This is a genomic window from Acinetobacter sp. AM, from assembly GCF_003105055.1.
In the GTDB taxonomy this organism is placed as follows: Bacteria; Pseudomonadota; Gammaproteobacteria; order Pseudomonadales; family Moraxellaceae; genus Acinetobacter; species Acinetobacter tibetensis.
Window position 1 is genome coordinate 1 of sequence record NZ_QETG01000023.1, and the last position, 22,165, is coordinate 22,165.

At 41.5% G+C, this 22,165-nt stretch carries 16 protein-coding genes and 1 pseudogene; 11 read left to right on the forward strand and 6 right to left on the reverse strand.

Annotation, left to right across the window (positions count from 1 at the left end):
• The first annotated feature begins 260 nt into the window (after positions 1 to 260).
• Both DCO44_RS12440 and DCO44_RS12445 read left to right on the forward strand, forming a co-directional pair.
• Positions 261 to 1,610, forward strand: coding sequence for an aromatic acid/H+ symport family MFS transporter (locus tag DCO44_RS12440; protein WP_116762362.1), 1,350 nt, complete (start codon positions 261 to 263; stop codon positions 1,608 to 1,610).
• Positions 1,611 to 2,399: 789 nt separating this feature from the next.
• Positions 2,400 to 2,897, forward strand: a complete 498-nt coding sequence (locus DCO44_RS12445) for a hypothetical protein (RefSeq protein WP_116762364.1) — start codon at positions 2,400 to 2,402, stop codon at positions 2,895 to 2,897.
• A gap of 160 nt (positions 2,898 to 3,057) precedes the next feature.
• Here DCO44_RS12445 and DCO44_RS12450 read toward each other — a convergent pair.
• Positions 3,058 to 3,594, reverse strand: a pseudogene (locus DCO44_RS12450) (NADPH-dependent FMN reductase).
• A 247-nt stretch (positions 3,595 to 3,841) separates the two neighbouring features.
• Between DCO44_RS12450 and DCO44_RS12455 the strand changes: the two are divergent.
• The 3 genes from DCO44_RS12455 (at position 3,842) to DCO44_RS12465 (ending at position 8,766) form a co-directional block, all read left to right on the forward strand.
• Positions 3,842 to 5,215: an aromatic acid/H+ symport family MFS transporter gene (locus DCO44_RS12455; RefSeq protein WP_116762366.1), complete on the forward strand. Its 1,374-nt coding sequence runs from the start codon at positions 3,842 to 3,844 to the stop codon at positions 5,213 to 5,215.
• A 269-nt stretch (positions 5,216 to 5,484) separates the two neighbouring features.
• Positions 5,485 to 7,896: a YgiQ family radical SAM protein gene (locus DCO44_RS12460; protein ID WP_116762369.1), complete on the forward strand. Its 2,412-nt coding sequence runs from the start codon at positions 5,485 to 5,487 to the stop codon at positions 7,894 to 7,896.
• 324 nt (positions 7,897 to 8,220) lie between these two features.
• Positions 8,221 to 8,766 carry a DUF2726 domain-containing protein gene (locus tag DCO44_RS12465; protein WP_116762371.1) on the forward strand — a complete coding sequence of 182 codons (546 nt, stop codon included), beginning with the start codon at positions 8,221 to 8,223 and terminating at the stop codon, positions 8,764 to 8,766.
• A 40-nt stretch (positions 8,767 to 8,806) separates the two neighbouring features.
• Here DCO44_RS12465 and DCO44_RS12470 read toward each other — a convergent pair whose 3' ends face one another.
• From DCO44_RS12470 to mdtD, 4 genes are all read right to left on the reverse strand, one after another.
• Entirely contained in the window at positions 8,807 to 9,163 is a 357-nt protein-coding gene (locus tag DCO44_RS12470) for a RidA family protein (RefSeq protein WP_116762373.1), read from the reverse strand.
• A gap of 422 nt (positions 9,164 to 9,585) precedes the next feature.
• Positions 9,586 to 10,641, reverse strand: a complete 1,056-nt coding sequence (gene dinB, locus DCO44_RS12475; protein WP_116762452.1) for a DNA polymerase IV — start codon at positions 10,639 to 10,641, stop codon at positions 9,586 to 9,588.
• Positions 10,642 to 10,776: 135 nt separating this feature from the next.
• Positions 10,777 to 11,547: a GH25 family lysozyme gene (locus DCO44_RS12480; protein ID WP_116762454.1), complete on the reverse strand. Its 771-nt coding sequence runs from the start codon at positions 11,545 to 11,547 to the stop codon at positions 10,777 to 10,779.
• 76 nt (positions 11,548 to 11,623) lie between these two features.
• Positions 11,624 to 13,015, reverse strand: a complete 1,392-nt coding sequence (gene mdtD, locus DCO44_RS12485) for a multidrug transporter subunit MdtD (protein WP_116762375.1) — start codon at positions 13,013 to 13,015, stop codon at positions 11,624 to 11,626.
• 311 nt (positions 13,016 to 13,326) lie between these two features.
• Between mdtD and DCO44_RS12490 the strand changes: the two genes are divergently transcribed.
• Positions 13,327 to 14,292 (forward strand): hypothetical protein, encoded by a 966-nt coding sequence (locus DCO44_RS12490; RefSeq protein WP_116762377.1) that lies wholly within the window; start codon positions 13,327 to 13,329, stop codon positions 14,290 to 14,292.
• A 73-nt stretch (positions 14,293 to 14,365) separates the two neighbouring features.
• Here the strand turns inward: DCO44_RS12490 and DCO44_RS12495 are convergent, their stop codons facing one another.
• Positions 14,366 to 14,986, reverse strand: coding sequence for a TIGR00730 family Rossman fold protein (locus DCO44_RS12495; protein WP_116762456.1), 621 nt, complete (start codon positions 14,984 to 14,986; stop codon positions 14,366 to 14,368).
• 320 nt (positions 14,987 to 15,306) lie between these two features.
• On the opposite strand from DCO44_RS12495, the gene DCO44_RS12500 reads away from it, so the two are divergent.
• The 5 genes from DCO44_RS12500 to parC all read left to right on the forward strand — a co-directional run bounded on the left by DCO44_RS12500 (position 15,307) and on the right by parC (position 22,156).
• Positions 15,307 to 16,890: a TerC family protein gene (locus DCO44_RS12500; protein ID WP_116762379.1), complete on the forward strand. Its 1,584-nt coding sequence runs from the start codon at positions 15,307 to 15,309 to the stop codon at positions 16,888 to 16,890.
• A gap of 73 nt (positions 16,891 to 16,963) precedes the next feature.
• Complete coding sequence (locus DCO44_RS12505; RefSeq protein WP_116762381.1) at positions 16,964 to 17,431, forward strand: YchJ family protein; 468 nt, start codon at positions 16,964 to 16,966, stop codon at positions 17,429 to 17,431.
• A 63-nt stretch (positions 17,432 to 17,494) separates the two neighbouring features.
• Complete coding sequence (locus DCO44_RS12510; RefSeq protein ID WP_044738759.1) at positions 17,495 to 18,139, forward strand: trimeric intracellular cation channel family protein; 645 nt, start codon at positions 17,495 to 17,497, stop codon at positions 18,137 to 18,139.
• Positions 18,140 to 18,354: 215 nt separating this feature from the next.
• Positions 18,355 to 19,674, forward strand: coding sequence for an MFS transporter (locus tag DCO44_RS12515; RefSeq protein ID WP_116762383.1), 1,320 nt, complete (start codon positions 18,355 to 18,357; stop codon positions 19,672 to 19,674).
• Positions 19,675 to 19,936: 262 nt separating this feature from the next.
• Entirely contained in the window at positions 19,937 to 22,156 is a 2,220-nt protein-coding gene (parC, locus tag DCO44_RS12520; protein ID WP_116762385.1) for a DNA topoisomerase IV subunit A, read from the forward strand.
• The last annotated feature ends 9 nt before the right edge of the window (positions 22,157 to 22,165 follow it).

Genomic DNA, 22,165 nt, shown 5'->3' on the forward strand with positions numbered 1-22,165 from the left:
TATCATCTGTTAAAAGGGTACGTGCCATTGAAATATATAGAAATATAAGGAATTTGAAAGATTATATTAAGTCTTTAAAATCTATTTTTCAAATGAGGACACGCCCTAGACTAATGTTGAATTTTTATACTCTATAAATTATGTGAATATTGCTCTAATTACTTTAGTGAATGACTTCTATTTAAATTGAATAGCATTTAATAAAATTGAAGAACGCAAGTTAAAGTGGAATGAAGCAATAAATTCACAGGAGGTGTGTAATGTCAGCTAAAACAGTTAATGTGAATGATGTGATTGATCACACAAAATTTAAACCATTTCATTTTAAAGTAGTGGCATGGTGCTTATTGATCATTTTATTTGATGGCTATGATTTAGCTATTAATGGTGTGGTTTTACCACTATTAATGAATGATTGGGGCCTAAGTGCTGTTCAGGCAGGGATGCTTGCCAGTACTGCTTTAGCTGGTATGATGTTTGGCGCCATGATTTTTGGTTCCTTAGCAGATAAAATTGGTCGTAAAAAAGTGATCATGATCTGTATTGTCTTGTTCAGCGGTTTAACATTTGCAGGTGGTTTTGCATCCAATCCAACCGAATTTGGCATTTTACGCTTTTTAGCAGGTTTAGGAATTGGTGGTGTAATGCCAAACTTGGTTGCACTGACTTCTGAATATGCACCTAAAACTATGCGCAGTACGCTTGTGACGACGATGTTTAGCGGTTATGCGGTAGGTGGTGTGATGGCTGCTTTATTGGGTGCTGCATTTACGCCAAGCTTTGGTTGGCAAATTATGTTCTTTATTGCGGGCATTCCAGTATTTTTATTGCCTTTAATTTGGAAGTTCTTACCTGAGTCTTTAACATTTATCGTGCAACAAAATCGTCAGGCTGAAGCACGTAAAATTGTCCGTCATTTAGAGCCATCAATTAATGTGCAAGATGATATGACTTTTGAATTACATCAGGTCGACACACCTGAATCGGCAAGTGTAGTAAGCCTCTTTAAACGTGGGCGTGCTACAAATACCTTATTGTTTTGGATCGCATTTTTTACCTGTTTATTAACCATGTATGCGCTTAGTAGCTGGTTACCAAAACTCATGATGGCTGCGGGTTATTCTATGGATAACAGTTTAATGTTTATGATGGTCATGAACATTGGCGCTGTCATTGGAATTGTCGGTGGTGGTATTTTGGCGGATCGTTTCCATCTTAAACCTGTATTAATGTGTTTAGGGGCGATGGGTGCGATTGTTATGAGCCTAATGGGCTTTCAGTCGAATCAATTCCTACTTTATATTTTGGTGTTCTTGGCTGGTGCGGCATCTATTGGCTCGCAAATGTTGTTATATAGTTATGTAGCTCAGTACTATCCACTTGCTGTGCGTTCTACAGGGATTGGTTGGTCATCGGCCATTGGTCGTATGGGTGCAATTATTGGTCCAATCCTGATCGGTGGATTATTGGGTATGAGCTTGCCTGCATATTTTAACTTTATTGCTGTGGGGCTACCGGTACTTATTACTGCAATTGCTGTGGCTTTAATTATGAATGAAGATGAGTCAGAAAAAATTAGCGCAAATGATCCAGTGGTAGCTAATGCTTAATTTTTAAATCTAGAGTTATCTTGAGTATGAATAGGCTTATCTAGGTGTTCAGCCTATTTTTGAGACACTCCTAACCATTCAGTTAGGGGTGTTTTTTTAATAGGCTATTTGGTTTTTATAAGCATTAAGCTTTAAAAATATTGTTTAAAATGTAAACAAATTTAAAATAATACCGTCAATTATAGGGGCATACAGCATGCTTCATCTGTGTTGATAGAGATAGATCACAGATATATCCAAAACCTAGTCATGGTCTGACTTTGACTCCAGTATTCCTGCGTTCTATAGTAATTTTATCTTGATTAAAAGGTAAACAATTTAAAAAATACTGAAATGAAATGGTTGAATTTGATGTATGGAAAAGCCCTGAATCTTTCAGTACACAATAAAGTTATTAAACCGGAAAATTCTTCAATATCAATATAAGGAACGCATGAATTTGAAAAGATCTATTGTGTTTAGCAATTTTACTCAGATTTAGGATAAGTCATTGTTTTTTAATCTGGGGAGGAGGACATCACTTGGAAAGATCATCACATTAAAAATCTAAGATTCGATGATAATGCGAAAGAGAGCAAGGAGGTCTAGAACGATTTAAACTAAAGCTTTATATCATTCCAGAATGAAAAAATTTCGAATAAGGAGAGCATTGTTATTGCACCACATTATTGTCAAAGAGGTTATGACAACATGACCTCTTGAACATCAACTTAAGGAGTTGGTTATGAGACGATATGAACTGTCTTTAAGGATTTTAGTATTTGAAATCAGTAAGGTGAGGCTATTCGCATGGGCACAACATTAACACTGAATTCAAGATTACTCGCGATAATTGCACAGCGAAACCCAACCATTTATGACATTGTTATACCGCGTTTTGCTTGTCCGTCTGCTGAACCTTGGATAATCGGTAAATATTCTCCAGTTGCAGTGAATCCGCAACCACTGCCACCTTCTGAATTAGGTGCACTAGTGGCCTCTGAATTTATACAGATGGTTTGGTTTGCAAACCGTTTTGGATTGGATGCCAGTTTTATTTTGGATGATCTGGATGATTGGTGTCCAACCTATCCAAAGTGGCCCAAAAACATACCATGGTTAACCCCTCAGAGTGACTTCCCAAGACAACCCCTTCCAGAACCTCCGTCAGACTGGTTGTTAGATTTTCATCTGGGATTTGCCGCAAGGTTAGCCACAGCTCAATTAGAAGAGAGCATGATCGGTGAGATCGTAACTAAAGCATTCGAACGATCGGCTGCGGTGATTGAATCTGAAAAAATTATGTAAGCGTTTCGACAAAATCGCGCTCAGCCTCATCCACTTTTTATAATCCTTTTAACATTTTAGAAGTGTGTGAACTCGGTGGTGTAGTCGCCAAGAAACCCTGTGGGGTGCAGGGTTTCTTGGAGATGAAAATACCATTGAGTACAGATGATCATGCTGGGCTTCATAATTGATATTTGATGAGTTTATTCATGATGAACTTCAAACCATCGATTTCAAATTCATTGGTTGTACATGTTTCTTCTTTATTGCGTTTAAAGATGTCGCGAATTTCTAACACTGCATGCGGATCAATCCTGCCTAAACTTGATGTTACTTGACGAATTTGACTGATAGAGCGAGAGCCATTGGTAGATCCATAACTGATAAAAGCGGCGAGTTTACCCTGCCACTCTTTACCGAAATAATCCAAGGCATTCTTAAGGGCGGGGCTATAGCCATGATGATACTCAGGGCTAATAAAAATAAAGGCATCGGCTAAGGCTGTTTTATCTGCCCATTGTTGTTTAGGTTGATCATAAATACCCGTGGCAGGAGGATGCGAACCTGAAAACAAAGGTAAATCCCTATGTTTTAGATCAATGAGTTCGATATTAATGTCATGCAGGGCAAAATCAGAAATACAATCTATGATTCAGTGGGCGACTTTAATGGCTGTGCGGCCTTCTCGGATACTACCAACAATAAGATATATAAGCATGAGGGTTCCATTTTTTATTCTTGTATTTAAATTAATCATTTATGAGATGACTACCCCTGTCAAACTTTGTTAAGACCTTGTGTATGGTTTAAATAGTTATATCTTAAAGATGATAAAAGCATGAATAATAAAGTAATTGCATACCTTTGTGGCATATCTATATATGCAATCGGTTTTGGACAATAAAGCAGCTTTACCGCATTGTGTAAATCTATTTTGGGATGATTTCACAAGTTGGAGGTGAAGCGTGAGCACACAAACTTTAAATATCAATACGGTGGTCGATGAAGCCAAATTTACGCCTTTTCATTGGAGTGTTTTGATTTGGTGTTTACTGATTATTATTTTTGATGGTTATGATTTAGTCATTTATGGCGTTGCCTTACCTTTATTGATGCAAGAGTGGGGGCTGAGTGCGGTACAAGCCGGTTTACTCGCCAGTACGGCATTGTTTGGAATGATGTTTGGTGCCATGAGTTTTGGAACCTTGTCCGATAAATTAGGTCGTAAAAAAACCATTATGATCTGTGTGGCCATCTTTAGTGGATTTACTTTTTTAGGCGCTTTTGCTTCCTCACCTGTTGAATTTGGCATTTTAAGATTTCTTGCTGGGTTGGGTATAGGGGGTGTCATGCCGAATGTGGTTGCCTTGATGACCGAATATGCACCGAAACGTATTCGTAGTACTTTGGTTGCCGTCATGTTTAGTGGTTATGCCATTGGTGGTATGGCTTCAGCTTTATTGGGGGCATGGTTGGTGACAGATTACGGTTGGAAAATCATGTTCTTTATTGCAGGGATTCCGTTCGTGGCTTTACCCATTATTTGGAAGTTTTTACCCGAATCGTTAATGTTCTTAACCCAAAAAGGTGAAACAGCACAAGTGGCGCAGATTGTGCAAAAAATTAGTCCTGAGCAAAAATTAAATGTAGAGACACGATTTGTATTAAATGATGTTATCGCAGGTGATGAAGCACCTTTACGTGCCTTATTCCAGCAAGGACGCATGTTCAGTACCCTGATGTTCTGGGTTGCCTTTTTCATGTGCTTACTGATGGTTTATGCACTAGGTAGTTGGTTGCCAAAATTGATGATTCAAGCAGGTTATTCACTCGGTGCGAGTATGCTGTTCCTGTTTGCTTTGAATATTGGTGGCATGGTCGGTGCAATTGGAGGCGGAGCTTTGGCAGATCGTTTTCATCTTAAACCTGTACTGAGTACTATGTTTACCGTAGGCGCTTTAGCTTTGATTTTACTTGGTTTTAATAGCCCACAGGCAGTGTTGTATATGCTGATTGCACTGGCAGGTGCAGCAACCATTGGTTCACAAATTTTACTCTACACCTTCGTGGCACAGTTCTACCCAACTGCAGTACGTTCTACAGGTATGGGCTGGGCATCAGGAATTGGGCGGATTGGGGCAATTGTGGGACCTATTTTGACAGGTGCATTATTGACCTTGCAGTTGCCGCATCAAATGAACTTTATGGTAATTGCAATTCCCGGCATTATTGCTGCCTTAGCGGTATTTATGGTGAATCTAAAAGCTTCTGTAGATGGTAGTACACAACAAGAACAGCCAAACTTAGAGACAGCAAAGCGTTCAATCACAAGCTCATGACCTAAGCTGCGTGGAAAAGCTGATTTGAAACACCGCCTGATCGAAGCCAAGGCGATAGAAAGGGGGTGTTTTCATGATCTCAGGCAGTCGCATCCACATGCAGATGTTTAATCTGCATGATTTTGATTTCACAATAAACATAAATTTTTAGATGCTTGTTTTTGTATATATTTTAATCAAGCAAGATGAATGTAATTCATGGTAAAATGATCGGCTTTCATCTTTGATCTATTTTGGATCTTCCATCTGCCAGCCGAGAATTGCTAGCCATGTCTACTGCTTATACTATGCAGACTGCGCCAAAAGCGTTGTTTGATTACGACAAATATTGGGCGTCATGTTTTGAACCTGCGCCATTTTTGCCGATGTCGCGTGAGGAAATGGATCAACTCGGTTGGGATAGCTGCGACTTTATTTTGGTATGTGGCGATGCTTATATTGATCATCCCTCATTTTGTTCGGGCATTATTGGTCGTACTTTAGAAGCGCAAGGTTTCCGTGTCGGCATTATTGCACAACCTGATTGGACCAATGCTGAAGCATTTCGCGTTTTGGGTAAACCGAATATCGCTTGGGGTGTGACCGCAGGGAATATGGATTCGATGATCAACCGTTATACGGCTGACCGTAAAATCCGTTCGGATGATGCATATTCACCAGACAATGTGCCGAATAAGCGTCCAGATCGTGCAGCGACGGTGTATTGCCAACGTGTACGTGAGGCTTTCCCAGATGTGCCAGTATTGTTAGGTGGCATTGAAGCTTCTTTACGTCGTATTGCCCATTATGATTATTGGTCAGACAAAGTCCGTCGTTCAGTGTTAATGGATTCTAAAGCGGATTTATTGATGTATGGTAATGGTGAGCGTTCAATCACTGAAGTGATGCATCGTTTAGCCAAAGGTGAAAAAATCCACGAAATTACCGATGTTCGTGGCACTGCATTTATTATTAATAAGCATAATCGCGCATCTAAAGCCAAATTTGTCGAAATTGCATCGAATGATGTGGATGCCATTGGTCGTGTTGATCCGATCATCAATCCTTATGTCATGACTGAAGATTTAGATGGTTGTGAAATTGAAAAAGATAAGGGTAATTCTTTAACCCAATACCAAAATTTCCAAAAAGAACTGGTTGCCAACCCGATTATTCGTGAAGGCGATCAACTGGATGCAGACACGCAAATTGTCCAGTTAAAAGCAGCACCATCCAAAGCGATTAAGCACAAATTACCACCGCGTGAGTTGGCGGTGATTCGTTTACCTGCATTTGAAGAGGTGGCGGACGATCCTGTTTTATATGCACATGCCAACCGTATTTTGCACTTGGAAACCAATCCGGGTAATGCACGTGCTTTGGTACAAAAGCATGGCGAGCGTGATGTTTGGTTAAATGCACCACCGATTCCGTTAACGACGGAAGAAATGGACTATGTATTTGATTTACCTTATGCCCGTCTACCACATCCTGTCTATGGTGAGGCACGTTTCCCTGCATTTGACATGATTAAGTTCTCTGTGAACATCATGCGTGGTTGTTTTGGCGGTTGTACCTTCTGTTCTATTACGGAACACGAAGGGCGTATTATTCAAAACCGTTCAGAAGAATCAATTTTACGCGAAGTTGAAAAAATTCGTGATACCGCACCGGGCTTTACCGGCATTATTTCAGACTTGGGTGGACCAACAGCAAACATGTACCGTTTGCACTGTAAAGACCCTGAAATTGAAAAGAACTGTCGTAAACCATCGTGTGTGTATCCGGGCGTATGTCAAAACCTACACACCGATCATGCACCGTTAACGCAGTTATATCGTAAAGCACGTGCCATTAAAGGCATCAAAAAGATTCTGATTGGTTCAGGTTTGCGTTATGACTTAGCGGTATTGAATCCTGAATACGTCAAAGAGTTAGTGACACATCACGTTGGTGGTTACTTAAAGATTGCACCTGAACATACCGAAAAAGGTCCATTGTCTAAGATGATGAAACCAGGAATCGGAACCTATGACCGTTTCAAGCAAATGTTTGATCGTTTCAGTAAGGAAGCGGGTAAAGAGCAGTATCTCATTCCGTACTTTATTGCTGCGCATCCGGGTACAACCGAATACGATATGATGAACTTGGCAATTTGGTTGAAAAAGAATGGTTTCCGTGCTGATCAGGTACAGACCTTCTATCCATCCCCAATGGCTACTGCAACGACCATGTATCACACAGGTAAAAACCCATTAGCCAAAGTGGCACGATATACAGAAAACGTTGATATTGTGAAAGGTGAAAAGCGTCGTCGTCTGCACAAAGCATTCTTGCGTTATCATGATCCAAACAACTGGCCATTACTACGTGAAGCTTTGAAAGAGATGGGTCGCCAAGACTTGATTGGTAACTCGAAACAGCATTTGATTCCAACCTATCAACCGCAAGGGACTGAAGGTCAGTATCAGTCTGCTCGGAAGAAAAACTCAACCGTGGATGGTGATTCGCAAAAACGTAATGGTGATAGCCGTAATCAACAAGCGGAAAATCAATCACGTCCATCGAACACCAAGAAGCGTCCTGAACGTGGTCAGATTTTGACACAACATACAGGTTTACCACCACGAGAAACGGGTGAGAAGCGTCCTTTTAATGCAACGGCATCAAAGAAAAGAAAAAATCCGAAAGCACGTGCTTAAGATGGATAAAAAAGACGCTTCGGCGTCTTTTTTTAGGCTTCAGTTCGTCGGAATTTTCTTGTTCAAGACTTAAGATGAATTGCATCTTGCTTGAGGATTAGGCTAAAGTGATTTTATTCAATTTATGTGTATATAAAAAAACACGAGTTAATTGGCTCACGTCAAGTAATGTGTGGTCAGTTTTTATAATAATTTCGTCAAGATGAATGTAGTTTTTTTAACTTGAACGCTTGAATAAAAATAGAGGCGCTATAATCGATTTTTCGGCATAAAAAATCGCTATAAAGCCGCAGGATTATAAAAATAGATTAAAGGAATAAATGTATGAGTTTGTATTTACTGATTGGACTCCTATTGTTGTTTAGTTGCATGATTTTTAAAAGCTTTAATAATCAATCAAAACAACAGGATAGTGTGCTTAAACGGCGTGCAGTTTTTAGTTTGAATCAGCAGTTGACCTTTGCACGTTTAAAGGAAATTCTCCCAAGCTACACCATTTTGGCGCATGTTTCTTATGATGCCTTAATGACGACAAAGTATAGCCGTACTCGAAATAAGTATCGTAATTTATTGGCTGATTTTGTGGTGCTCGATGCATCCCATCAGATTGTGGCGATTATTGGTTTGGATGATCCGAATGCGTTAAAGCGTTTTCAGCAAACACAGTATAAAGATGCACTATTGGCGATGGCAGGTTATCGTGTGATTCGTTATGACGAAGTGCCGAGTTACCAGCAAATTCGACGGGACTTTTTAGGGGAACTTCGCAAAGAGTGGCAAGAACCGGATACTCAAGAGTTGGATACATCTTTGAAAAAGTATAATTTTTATCACAATCATGAAAAACGTAAGTTGAAACTATGGGGTTAAAATCAGCCTGAAGGCATATTCAAGCTGATTTTAGCTCAGTTTACTCTGGACGGACGGCAGTCACGGTCATTTCAACCAATACATCTGGTGTGTACATTTTTGCTTCAACACAGGTACGAGGCAGTGCTTGCATATCTGCGCACCATGCATCCCAAACTTCATTCATGCCTGCATAATCATTTTCAATATCTTTCAAAAAAATCATGACCGACAAAATATGGCATTTATCTGTGCCTGCATCGGCAAGAAAACGATCAATAATGTCTAAGGTCTGTTGGGTTTGTCCTTTAATATCGAGCGTGGTATCTGCTGCAAGCTGACCTGCAAGATGAACCAAGTTACCTGAAATGGCAATTTCAGAAAAACGCTTTTCGACATGTAAACGTTGAACCGTCATGTGATTTCCATGATGTAAAGAGAACGGTCAGTTTACGTGATCCGTGATGATCTGCAAATGGTGTTTTGTATGATCCGTACAGCAAGAGAAGGGGGCAATTTCTTTGCGGAGTCATTGGAAAATACGGTTTGGAAATATGAATAACAATAGAAAGAATAAGGTTGATACAGTTTGAATTTTTTATGGTTTGAATCAGAAGAGCAACAAAACCCATGTAATGTGTTCAGAATTGCCCTGTAATACTCGGATTGGATCGTCGCGTTCACCACAGGACAACATGCTAAAAGTAAAGGTGATTTTTAGCATTTCAGCGTTTACATGGATAATGTACCGCGTGAAATAGGTTAACCTAAAAATAAAAAAAGTGTAGGGCAAATTGTTGTATTTTTATTCTTTTGTTTAAAAAAGATACAAAAGTGGGCTTACCAGAGACTTAGTTGAGGCAGATCATCGGTCGAGTTTAATTGGTAGACACCCACACCGATCAGACGGAATTGATATTCGGCAGGAATATACATTTCACTGAGTAACAGGTCTAAAACTTGGGTCAGTTCAGCAAGATTATTTAAAGGTGTTTTAAAACTTTTACTGTGTTGAAGCACCTGAAAGTTCTTTAACTTCAGTTTGACGGTTACGCCACGTGCCATAAGCTGTTTTTTATTTAAACTTTCCCAGACCTGTGTTGTGAGTTTTGCCCAATAGGGTTGGCATTGTTGTAAGGTAAAATCATCATCAAATGTGGTTTCTTTGGAAATTTGCTGCCGTTCTCGCTCAACCTGCACAGGACGTTCATCAATGCCTTGTGCATATAAAAATAATTGGTGACCATACTTGCCAAAGTGATGAATCAGGGTACTTTCCTCAATTTTCTGTAAATCGCCCAAGGTTTCCAAATGCAGTTGTCTCAATTTTTCTTGGGTGACTTTACCGACGCCTGGAATTTTTTTGAGGGGCAAATGCTGAATAAAATTTTGCACTTGGCTAGGTTTAATGACACAGAGCCCATCGGGTTTATTCCAATCCGAGGCGATTTTTGCCAGAAATTTATTCGGTGCGACTCCTGCAGAAGCAGTTAAACCAGTCTTTTGGAAAATTTCGGCACGGATACGTTGCGCCACTTCAGTTGCACTGGCTAAACCATATAAATTTTCAGTAACGTCCAGATAAGCTTCGTCTAGAGATAGCGGTTCAATCAGTGGGGTATAGCATTGGAAAATTTGGTGAATTTGTACGGAAACTTCACGATATTGATTAAAGTTGGGTTCAATCACCACGATCTGCGGGCAGAGTTTTCTCGCTTGGGTCATGGACATGGAGGAACGTAGCCCAAATTTCCGTGCGGGATAAGAGGCTGCGGCAATAACTGCACGCGGATGATGCGAGGAAATCACCACAGGCAAATGTTGCAGATCGGGACGATCACGTAATTCTACCGATGCAAAAAACGCATCCATATCAATATGTATGATTTTTCTCATATCACCCAAAACTAACGCACCACTGTTTAAGAGTATGGCATGCTCCAACAAAGCTGTGTAGCTAGACATGCATTAGTGCAACAGAACATGACGGCTAATAGCGCGAATCCGTGAATGGGGTTGGAAAAAAGTCTTTTAAGGTGTGGTGGGCGTAAGCGGTTGAATCCCGTTCTTTTGTAAAAAGATACTCCAGTCATACACTGAACCATGAAAGACGTTCATATCGACAGGTTTATTGATGCCCTGAATTGTGCCTTGATTGGTATGTTGCCAAAAGGTCCATTGGGGGTTGCCTTTAAGTTCTGGTTGTCCTTGATATTCACGCACCCAAAGCGGTGTATTTTTGAATTCACCTGCTAAAACAATGTTATAGAAAGTTTTTGAAATATAAAAAATCGGTTGCTTACCATAATGCTGTTGTAGCTGATCATGCATAATTTGAATTTCAGTCAGTAATTGTTCTCTGGTATAGGTATTAATACAGTTGCTGTCATATTCCAAATCAATCACAGGTGGTAGGGCATCAGGTTTATTGGGGACGGTTTCAATAAAATTCTGCGCCTGAATTTTGCCATCACGGCAGAGACGATAAAAATGATACGCACCCACCAAAAAGCCGTGTTCACGGGCTTGTAGCCAATTGTCCTGAAACTTACGGTCTTTAAAATCGCCCCCTTCGGTGGCTTTTAAATAGATAAACTGGAATTTTTTATGCGGAACCTGTTTCCAGTTAATTTCGCCTTGATGATGGGAGACATCGAAACCCTGCACTGGAAACTCTTGTGCGGCAGCAGGATTTTGATGAAAAATAAAAACATAGAGTATCACTGCAAGACAAACTGTCCCTACGCCAATGCAGGAAGCAATAAAGGAACTGGATTTTATTATGTGTGTTGACTTGGTCATGCGTGTTTTAATCTCATCAAGTAGCGCCATGATAACGCGATCATAAAATTGACTCCATGTGCGTTTTGCAAAAGTACTATAAGCTACTGTTTTTGGGAATTTTCCAGAAAATTGCAGCAGTGATGATATTGATGGCACCCAGACAGATAAAGGTCATTTGAAAAGCCGTCGTGACTTGCGCAACACCATAATGTGCGGTAAAGAGGTTAATTAATGTGCCTGCGAGTGCGACCCCAATACTCATAGAGAGCATCATAATCATGGACAGGAAACTGTTCCCGCTACTGGCATTTTGCTGAGACAGGTCTTTCAGTGTAAAGGTATTCATGGCGACAAATTGGGTTGAGTTCAACATGCCACAAATGAAAAAGTGTAGAGTTCTTAGCCAGAGTGGTGTATCCGCCGCGGTTAAGGCAAAACTGGCGAGGGCAGTCCCCACGAGTATGGTATTGACCACCAGTACGGTGCGATAGCCAAATTTTTGAATCACAGGGCGCACAATCGGCTTGGAAACCAATGAACCTAAGACCAAAGGAATCATCATCAATCCAGTGATGAAGGGCTCGAAATGGAAAGCTACTTGCAGCATTAAGGGCAGTAAAAAGGGAAAGGCATTACCACCCAGTCGCGCAAAGAAATTACCTAAAATACCAATGGCATAGATGTTGTTTTTAAATAATCGGCTACGAAACAAGGCATTTTGATGCGTGTGGGCATGATAGGCATAGATGGCTGAGCTGAATAATCCCAGTCCAATCAAAGCGAGTCCTTGCCAATGACTATGAGCTGTACTGGCAAAGCTTTCAATGCCTAAAGACAGCCCAACCATGGCGATGACTAACCACAGGAAGCCACTAAAATCGAAGGCTTGTACGCTGGGTTCAGTGGCGTTTGGTAAGGCTTTTAAGGTCACTAAAATACCTAAAATACCCATGGGTAAATTAATCAGAAAAATCCAGTGCCAGGTGGCAACTTCAACCAACCATCCGCCTAAAGTTGGTCCAATTAAGGGACCAATCAACCCCGCCAGACTCATTAAACTCATGGCCGATAAAAATTGATCCCGTGGAATCAATTTGAGCATGGCTAAGCGACCGACAGGCAACAGTAATGCTCCCCCGATGCCTTGAATAATACGAAATACCAGCAGTTGATTCAGGCTCTGTGATAGACCACAACCCAGTGAAGCCAAAGTAAAAATGACAATGGCTGCTAGATAGGTATTGCGTACCCCAAAACGATCGGCGAGCCAACCACTCAAAGGAATACATACAGCGACAGCCAAGACATATGCCACCACCACACTGTGCATATTCAGGGGGTCTTCGTGTAAGTGTTTAGCCATGGCAGGAATGGCGGTGTTGACAATCGTGGTATCTAAAGCCTGCATAAAAAAGCCAATCGACACCAGTAAAACCAAGAGTCGGTATTCAGGTTGTAGGGCACGATGTGAAATGGCTTGGCTCATAGATTAGAAATGGAATTAATCAAGATACTGTTAAAAGTCATCATAGCAAAGCAAAAGAATCAGTACTGAAAAAATCACATAAATTAGCAATCAAATGGATGTACTCAGGGAGAAAACAATCGGTTTAGATCATCTAAAAAATTGATTACCTGAAGATGAGGAAACAATCTAATTAAATTCAATGAGAAAGCTCTCATTCATTCAGAGGCGTGTGCTATCTGTCACATCAATGTCATTAAAATGAAATAAAAATGTCATAATTTAAGCGCCACCCCATAAGGGTAGATTTTTCTGATAAAGGCTTAGGTGTTATGACAATTGAAATTTTGATGATTGTAGGTTTCTGTTTAGCAGCCTACTCAATTGTCGGAAATGATGTGCCACAAACTTTAGGGACCTTTATTTCCTCGAATGCTCACCGACCTTGGTGGGTACTTTGGTTGTATACCAGCAGTATTCTGGTTGTGGTGTTGTTGTATGGCTGGTTTGCTTCAGGGACGGGAGACGCCTCTTATGGGCGTTTAGAAACCATTCCTTTCCCAGAGACAGGCATTACTTGGCTGTATATTGTTCCCCCAATTTTATTGATTATTTTGACCAAATATGGGATTCCAGTCAGTACCACCTTTTTAGTGCTCACGATTTTTTCTCCGAGTAGTTTAAGCGCTATGCTGACCAAATCGATGATGGGTTATGCCGTTGCCTTTGTGGTTGCGATTTTGGTTTACCGCTTTGTGATGAAAGGCATTAGCATTTATTTGAGTAAAACCCGTCACAAGGAACCTTCACATATTTGGATTGGCTTGCAATGGGTGTCGACGGCATTTTTGTGGAGTCAGTGGCTGATTCAGGATTTAGCCAATATTTTTGTCTATGTCCCACGCCAAGTCCCGTTTGAATTCTTAATATTTGGCATTTTGGTGTTTGTGGTATTGCTCGGTTGGATTTTTTACCGCCGTGGTGGAACAATTCAAAATATCATCGATACCAAAACTGGGGTTGCGGATATTCGCTCAGCCACGATTATCGACTTTATGTATGCCATCATTTTGTTGGTGTTTAAAGAGTGGAGCAATATTCCAATGAGTACCACATGGGTGTTCTTGGGCTTACTGGCTGGGCGTGAGTTTGCGCTGTCCATGCATTTGGCTGAAGTGAATAAATATCGGACTTCACGGAATGTCAGTAAAGATGCCATGAAACTAATGTTTGGTTTGGCTATCAGTGTACTGTTGGCAACAGGATTACCTTGGTTATATCAACACATTTCAGGTTGACTTTCCGCTAAACATTGGGTCTAGTCACAAAAAAGCGAGCATGAACGGCTCGCTTTTTTGTGAGTAAAATCAATTAAATAACGAAACGCGTAGGAGCTTGTAAGTTCTTTAAGGCATTTAAAATTTGATCTGCATGATTACATACAATGAGTTTGGCGCGATGTTGAGGCGGTAGAAAACCTTCTTGTACAGCATGATCTAGTTGAGCAATCAAGGCATCATAAAAGCCGTTGACGTTATACAGTATCATGGGTTTTTGATGCTGATTGAGTTGTCCCCAAGTGGCAATTTCTAAAATTTCTTCAAATGTGCCTAAACCACCAGGTAAGGCAACAAAGGCGCTGGCACGCTCTGCCATCATAGCTTTACGTTCATGCATGGTTTTGACCACATGTAATTCCGTCAGTCGGTTATGTGCAATTTCATAATCCAACATAAATTCAGGAATCACGCCTACGGTATTACCGCCATGCCCAATCACGGTATCGGCAACTTGACCCATTAACCCAATACTGGCACCACCATACACCAGACCGAAGCCTTGTTCCGCAATGGCACTTGCCAGTGCAATTGCCTTTTCTTTATAAATGGGATGATTACCAGAACGTGAACCACAGTAGAGTGCGATGAGGGCTTGAGAAGTTTTCGTTGTTACTTTTTCATGTTCTACAGTCATTTTTAATACGCTATTCATCATTCTCTGTTTTACCTTATCACTTTCTTGTTGGCTGCTCTAGCTTATGTAAGAAATATGACAAGGCGATGTTGCGTATCGTTGTCATTGCTGTCTTTATGTTGTTGCTTGGTGACGCAAAATATGCACTGTCTAAAAAAAGATGAATTTCGTATTGATCTTGCCTATACTGAGCTTCTGTTTTACAACAAATGAATCAACATGAGTCGTGGTTGTTGCCGCATTAGACGAACACACATTTTTGCCACAATAAGAGAGAAGATGCAGAGCCAATCTGCACTTAAACCTCATCCTGAAATCCTGATGAAGGAGAGCATTCAATGATTTTTGAGTGGATGTCTGATCCTTCTGCATGGGTAGGCTTAGCCACCTTAGTGGTGCTTGAAATTGTATTGGGGATTGATAACCTCGTTTTTATTGCAATTTTGGCAGAAAAATTACCACCAGAACAACGCAATACCGCGCGTATTCTCGGGCTGATTTTAGCTTTAGGTATGCGTTTGATTTTATTGGCGTCGATTGCATGGGTGGTGACTTTAACCAATCCGTTATTCCATATTTTCGAACATCCTTTTTCTGGGCGAGACTTAATCTTGCTGCTGGGTGGGGTCTTCTTGCTGTTTAAAGGCACCATGGAATTACGTGAGCGGATTGAAGGAAAGCTTGCCTTAAAGGAAGAAAATCCTGTACATGCGACTTTCTGGATGGTGATTGTCCAAATTGTGATTTTAGATGCAGTGTTCTCCTTAGACAGCGTGATTACCGCTGTGGGCATGGTGAAACATCTGTCTGTGATGATGATTGCGGTCATTATTGCTGTGGGCATTATGTTGTGGGCATCTAAGCCACTCATGGATTTTGTGAATAAGCATCCGACCGTAGTGATTCTGTGTCTGTGTTTCTTGATGATGATTGGTTTCTCTTTGGTGGTCGAAGGTTTTGGCTACCATATTCCGAAGGGTTACTTATATGCCGCGATTGGTTTCTCGGTCATGATCGAGTTCCTGAACCAAACAGTGAAGAAGAATCAGGAAAAAATGGTCACCACCAACGATTTGCGTTATCGCACAGCTTCAGCGGTACTACGTATGTTGGGGGGGAGAAATGCCAGTGATGCGCCAGAACATCAAAATGAAGATGTCTTGGCAACCCGCGCTTTTGCTGATGAAGTCTTTGCTCAGGAAAATGGGGTGTATCACAGTGTCATGGTGCAAGGTGTATTAGGGCTTTCCGAACGTCCAGTCAAATCGGTCATGACCCCACGTCCTGAGTTGGAATGGCTAGATTTGGATGAAGATGAAGCCGCGATCAAACAACAATTGCTGAGCATGACCCATTCTCGTTTGATTGTGGCACATGGCGAATTGGACAATATTGCGGGTGTAGTCCTGACCCATAAAGTCATGAATGAATATATCGAAACTGGGGTATTGAATTTCGAGAAGCATTTACGTGACCCTGTGATCGTGCATGAAAACGCACAAGTGCTGATGGTGATGGAGCAATTGCGTCAAGCCCCGTTACAGTTAGCGATTGTGTTGAATGAATATGGTTCGATTGAAGGGATTGCCACACCGATTGATGTCCTCGAAGCGATTGCAGGTGAATTCCCTGATGAAGATGAATTGGAAACCGCAGCAGAAAGCCTAGAAGATGGCAGTTTGATGTTGGAAGGCTCGACTGATATTCGCCATGTTTCTTTGTTATTGGGCAAAAACTTGGTGGATGACTCAGAACAGTATTCAACTTTATCGGGTTATTTATTGTTCCATTTAGGCCGCTTGCCTGAAAATGGTTCCAGTATTGAAGCTGATGGCGTTATTTTTGAAGTGGTGACGATGGATGGTCATAAAATTGAGAAAGTCCATGTGATTCCAAAACACATCGTGGAAAAAGATGATTAACGCTGTAGAAATCCGCGTTTAAACTTCAGTTAAAATAGCCCGCAATGTTCGGGCTATTTTATTGGGAAAGTATATGTCAGAAGAACAATGCCCTTGCGGCTTAGGATTATATGCTGAGTGTTGTCAGCCTTTGCATTTAGGGCAACGCACTGCGCTCAGCGCGGAACAGTTGATGCGTTCGCGTTATAGTGCATTTGCCAAACAGCAGATTGATTATATTGTGCAGACGACGGCATTGGGGCAACAGCAGGCTTTAGATGTCCCAGCGATTAAAGCGTGGAGTGAATCTAACCAATGGTTAAGTTTAGACGTGGTACAAGCGCAGGAAAAACTGGACAAGAGCCATGCCCAAGTGGAATTCAAAGCGCATTATCATGATGGGCAACAAGCCCAAACGCATCATGAAGTTTCACATTTTGTGAAACAGGCAGGGCACTGGTATTTCCTTGATCCGACTACAGAGCAAGTCATCACCATGAAACAACCGTGTATTTGTGGTTCGGGTAAAAAATTTAAGCAATGTTGTGCACAATTTTTATAACGTTCAGTTTAGATTTGGCTTAGAATAGCCCGCATCTTAACCCTTCAACGGAAGAGCAGGGCGATGTTACTGACCATAATTTATATTATTGCGATTACGGCTGAGGCCATGACTGGAGCACTGTCTGCAGGTCGACGTAGTATGGATTGGTTTGGGGTAATTCTGATTGCCTGTGTGACTGCTTTAGGTGGGGGGTCGGTCCGTGATGTATTGCTCGGACATTATCCTTTGACTTGGGTCAAGCATCCTGAATATTTGGTCCTGACTTGCTGTGCCGCGTTGTTTACCATTTTGATTGCCAAGTGGATGCGCCATTTGCACAATATTTTCTTGGTATTAGATGCGTTAGGTCTGATCGGCTTTACCATTATTGGTTGCCAAATTGCCTTGTCGATGGGACATGGTTTTGTGGTTTCCGCAGTGGCAGGCATTATGACTGGGGTTTCGGGTGGTATCCTGCGTGACATTCTGTGTAACGATGTCCCATTAGTGTTCCGTCGTGAGCTCTATGCCAGTATTTCTTTTGTCGCGGTGATTTGTTATTGGGTCTGTCTGGAAATTGGACTATCCCTAGAGTTGACGGTGATTTCAACCCTGATTTTTGGCTTTTCTTTACGTCTGATTGCGATTTATTTTGGTCTGGAAATGCCGAAATTTATTTATAAAGATGATGATGCCGATTCTGCCTCTTCAACCGATACGCATTAATCAACGATTGCAATTTTGCCAAAATTTAAAATGACGGTGCCCAAAGCCAAATTTGGGCATATACTTAAAATATAAAATAAATTTCATTTCCCCATCTCTCAACAGAATTTATTAAAATAGACTGCGCGGTATTTTTTCTTCTGCAACAACATGAAAATTGCAAAGCAGTTCTTTTCAATGTTGTTGTTTTCCTCATCTTAACTTGAGTCATCGCTATGGATTTAGTTTCACGTGTACAACGTTTACCTGTTGGAAAGTTCCACTATACCTTGCTGTGGGTGATTGGCTTGGGATGGATGTTTGATGCTATGGATACAGGACTGATTTCCTTTATTCTGACCAAGATGGCAACCGAGTGGAGTATGAGTCCCGCAGAAAAAGGTTGGGTGGTGTCGATTGGTTTTGTCGGTATGGCGATAGGTGCGGTCTGCTCAGGAGCATTGGCTGACCGTTGGGGACGCCGTAATGTGTTTGCAGTGACCTTAGTGACTTATAGTATTGCCACGGCATTGTGTGCCTTTGCCCCAAATTTGACTTGGTTATTGGTGTTTCGTTTTATTGTTGGCTTAGGGCTTGGCGGACAGCTCCCTGTTGCCGTGACTTTGGTCAGTGAATACATTCCTGCACAGGTGCGTGGACGATTTATTGTATTGCTGGAAAGTTTCTGGGGACTGGGCTGGTTAGTGGCTGCTTTGGTGTCTTATTTTGTGATTCCGAGTTATGGCTGGCATGTCGCGTTCTTAATTGGCGGTTTGCCTGCGCTGTATGTGTTCATGATTTTAAAAAAAGTACCAGAATCGGTACCGTACTTAATTAATCGTGGGCGGATTGAAGAAGCCCACGCCTTGGTGCAAAAACTGGAGCGAGAATGTGGCGTGGAAGTCATTCAGCAGATTGAAGTAAAACCAGTTGCCGCCAAGCAAAGCGTATCTTTTTCACAATTGTGGTCAAATCCTTTTGCAAAACGTACTTTAATGCTGTGGTTAATCTGGTTTGGCATTGTCTATTCTTATTATGGCATTTTCACGTGGTTACCCAGCCTGTTGGTCAAACAAGGTTATAGCATTGTGCAGTCATTTGAATATGTACTGGTGATGATTTTGGCACAACTTCCAGGCTATATCGCGGCCGCTTGGCTGGTCGAGAAACTGGGACGTAAATGGACGTTGGCCGGTTTTATTGGCTTATGTGCTGTTTCGGCTTACTTCTTTGGACAGGCGAATACCGTCACCTTGATTATGTTTTGGGGCTGTCTGATGTCGTTCTTTAATTTAGGGGCATGGGGTGTACTCTATACCTATACGCCAGAACAATATCCGACCAATATTCGTGCCTTTGGTTCGGGTTGGGCCTCTGCGATTGGGCGTATGGGTGGCATCGTGGCGCCGTTGGTGGTGACGCAGATGATGGTGCAGAGCAATGGTTTCAATCATGTATTTATGATGTTTACCGCAGTCTTGCTTGCCGTGGCATTGGTCATTTTGGTTTTAGGTGAAGAAACCAAAGGTAAAACTTTAGAATCAATTGGCATGTAGAATTGGCAGATAGTTTGGGCGGCAAAATTGTCGCCATTCTATATTTTGGCTTATTGGCTGAACTTGTGTTAAATGTATTGCTGTGAAAATAAAAAATTATAAGTTGATCATTTATTTAAAAGTGGATAATTTTACGACATTAGAGATCCATTAAGACACAAATTGTCGTAGTAGTAGATGGCACACCCTTGTGCAGTCACAGTCTGAGACTTAGCATAAGAACTTAGATAAAAAAACGATTTGATTAGGATGAAAGGTTGTTATGACGAACCTTGCGCATCACGCAACTGAAAACCGCTCCGTCGCAGAATTTACTGAACGCGCTTACCTCAATTATGCCATGTACGTTATTATGGATCGTGCTTTGCCTCACATTAGTGATGGTTTGAAGCCTGTTCAACGCCGTATTGTGTATGCCATGAGTGAATTGGGGTTGAAACACAGTGGTAAACCGAAAAAATCTGCGCGTACAGTGGGTGATGTGCTCGGTAAATACCATCCCCATGGTGATTCGGCATGTTATGAAGCCATGGTGTTGATGGCACAACCGTTTAGCTACCGTTATCCGTTTATCGAAGGTCAGGGCAACTGGGGTTCACCAGATGATCCTAAGTCCTTTGCTGCCATGCGTTATACCGAAGCTAAATTGTCGCAGTACAGTGAAGTATTATTGGCAGAATTGGGACAGGGCACTTGCGACTGGCAAGATAACTTTGATGGTTCATTAAAAGAACCTGTCAACTTACCAGCTCGCGTACCGAATATTCTCTTAAATGGCACCACGGGTATTGCAGTCGGTATGGCGACTGACATTCCACCGCATAACTTGCGTGAAGTGATTAAAGGCACCATTGCCCTGATTCGTAACCCCAATTTAAGCGATGAGAAAGTCGCAGAATATATTCCTGCGCCTGACTTACCCACCAAAGCTGAAATTATTACCCCACCGAGTGAATTACTTAAAATTCAGACCACAGGTCGTGGTAGTTACCGTATGCGTGCGGTGTACAGCATTGAAAAAAATGAAATTGTGATTACCGACTTGCCTTACCAAGTGTCAGGATCAAAAGTGATCACACAAATTGCCGATCAGATGCAAGCGAAAAAATTGCCGTTGGTTAGTGATGTCCGTGATGAATCGGATCATCAAAATCCAACACGACTGGTGATTGTACTTCGTTCAAATCGCATTGATGCAGAAGCGGTGATGAGTCATTTATTTGCCACCACTGACCTAGAGTCTAGCTATCGCGTCAATATGAATATGATTGGTGCAGATGGTCGTCCACAAGTGAAATCGATTCGACGTATCTTGTTGGAATGGATTGAAATTCGTAAAGGAACAGTCACGCGTCGCCTGCAATACCATTTAAATAAAATTGAAAAACGCCTGCACATTTTGGCTGGTTTACTCATCGCGTATCTAGATCTTGATACTGTGATTCGGATTATTCGCGAAGAAGACCACCCCAAAGCTGAATTGATCTCGCACTTTGGCATTGATGAAATTCAAGCCGAAGCCATTTTAGAATTGAAATTACGCCACTTGGCGAAATTAGAAGAAATGGAAATTCGCCGTGAACAAGAAGAACTGGAAGCCAAAGCTGCCATTATTCGTGAACAATTGGCGAATCCAGAATCTTTAAAAACCTTAATTATTAATGAACTTAAAGAAGATGCGAAACGTTTCGGTGATGATCGTCGTTCGCCAATCGTACAACGTGCCGAAGCAACGGCCATTAGCGAGCAAGATCTGATGCCTGCTGACCCTGTGACTGTCGTGTTGTCAGAAGCAGGTTGGATTCGCAGTGCGAAAGGTCATGATATCGATGCCGAGAACCTGAATTTCCGTGCGGGTGATCAGTACCGCAGTCATGCACAAGGCAAGTCTAATCAAAAAGTTTATATTTTGGATCAGACGGGACGCAGTTATGCATTGGCAATTAATAGTTTGCCTTCTGCCCGCGGTTTAGGTGAACCTTTAAGCTCTAAGCTTGCACCTGTCAGTGGGGTCGGTTTCCTTCAAGTGTTGATTGAAGAAGATGAAGCAGAAATTTTAGCCATGAGCACGAAGGGTTACGGCTTTAAGACTCAAGCCAAACAGCTTGATACCAATGCCAAAGCAGGTAAAGCCTTCCTGACCGTGCCTGAAGATGCCAAACCATTACCGTTATATCCTTTAAAGCACGCAACCCATTTGGCTCTATTAAGTTCGGCTGGGCGGTTACTGATTATCGATTTGTCAGAATTACCAATCCTGAACAAAGGTAAAGGTAATAAATTGATACAACTTGAAGATAAAGATCAAATTATATCTATGACAACCTTGAATTTAGATGAAATAATTCAAGTGGTTGCAGGGCAACAACAACTTAAAATAAAAGGTGATGATTTACAAAAATATATGGGCAAGCGTGCGACAAAAGGGCAACTGTTACCACGTGGATATCAAAAAGCAAATAGACTGTTGGTTCAGAGATAAAGCTAGCAT

What these genes read in the sequence shown, in the direction of transcription:
- DCO44_RS12445 (WP_116762364.1), top strand. Translation starts at nt 2,400, where the DNA reads ATGGGCACAACATTAACACTGAATTCAAGATTACTCGCGATAATTGCA.
- DCO44_RS12500 (WP_116762379.1), top strand. Translation starts at nt 15,307, where the DNA reads ATGATTTTTGAGTGGATGTCTGATCCTTCTGCATGGGTAGGCTTAGCC.
- parC (WP_116762385.1), top strand. Translation starts at nt 19,937, where the DNA reads ATGACGAACCTTGCGCATCACGCAACTGAAAACCGCTCCGTCGCAGAA.
- DCO44_RS12505 (WP_116762381.1), top strand. Translation starts at nt 16,964, where the DNA reads ATGTCAGAAGAACAATGCCCTTGCGGCTTAGGATTATATGCTGAGTGT.
- DCO44_RS12470 (WP_116762373.1), bottom strand. Translation starts at nt 9,163, where the DNA reads ATGACGGTTCAACGTTTACATGTCGAAAAGCGTTTTTCTGAAATTGCC.
- DCO44_RS12495 (WP_116762456.1), bottom strand. Translation starts at nt 14,986, where the DNA reads ATGAATAGCGTATTAAAAATGACTGTAGAACATGAAAAAGTAACAACG.
- DCO44_RS12460 (WP_116762369.1), top strand. Translation starts at nt 5,485, where the DNA reads ATGTCTACTGCTTATACTATGCAGACTGCGCCAAAAGCGTTGTTTGAT.
- mdtD (WP_116762375.1), bottom strand. Translation starts at nt 13,015, where the DNA reads ATGAGCCAAGCCATTTCACATCGTGCCCTACAACCTGAATACCGACTC.
- DCO44_RS12490 (WP_116762377.1), top strand. Translation starts at nt 13,327, where the DNA reads ATGACAATTGAAATTTTGATGATTGTAGGTTTCTGTTTAGCAGCCTAC.
- DCO44_RS12510 (WP_044738759.1), top strand. Translation starts at nt 17,495, where the DNA reads ATGTTACTGACCATAATTTATATTATTGCGATTACGGCTGAGGCCATG.
- DCO44_RS12465 (WP_116762371.1), top strand. Translation starts at nt 8,221, where the DNA reads ATGAGTTTGTATTTACTGATTGGACTCCTATTGTTGTTTAGTTGCATG.
- DCO44_RS12480 (WP_116762454.1), bottom strand. Translation starts at nt 11,547, where the DNA reads ATGACCAAGTCAACACACATAATAAAATCCAGTTCCTTTATTGCTTCC.
- dinB (WP_116762452.1), bottom strand. Translation starts at nt 10,641, where the DNA reads ATGAGAAAAATCATACATATTGATATGGATGCGTTTTTTGCATCGGTA.
- DCO44_RS12440 (WP_116762362.1), top strand. Translation starts at nt 261, where the DNA reads ATGTCAGCTAAAACAGTTAATGTGAATGATGTGATTGATCACACAAAA.
- DCO44_RS12515 (WP_116762383.1), top strand. Translation starts at nt 18,355, where the DNA reads ATGGATTTAGTTTCACGTGTACAACGTTTACCTGTTGGAAAGTTCCAC.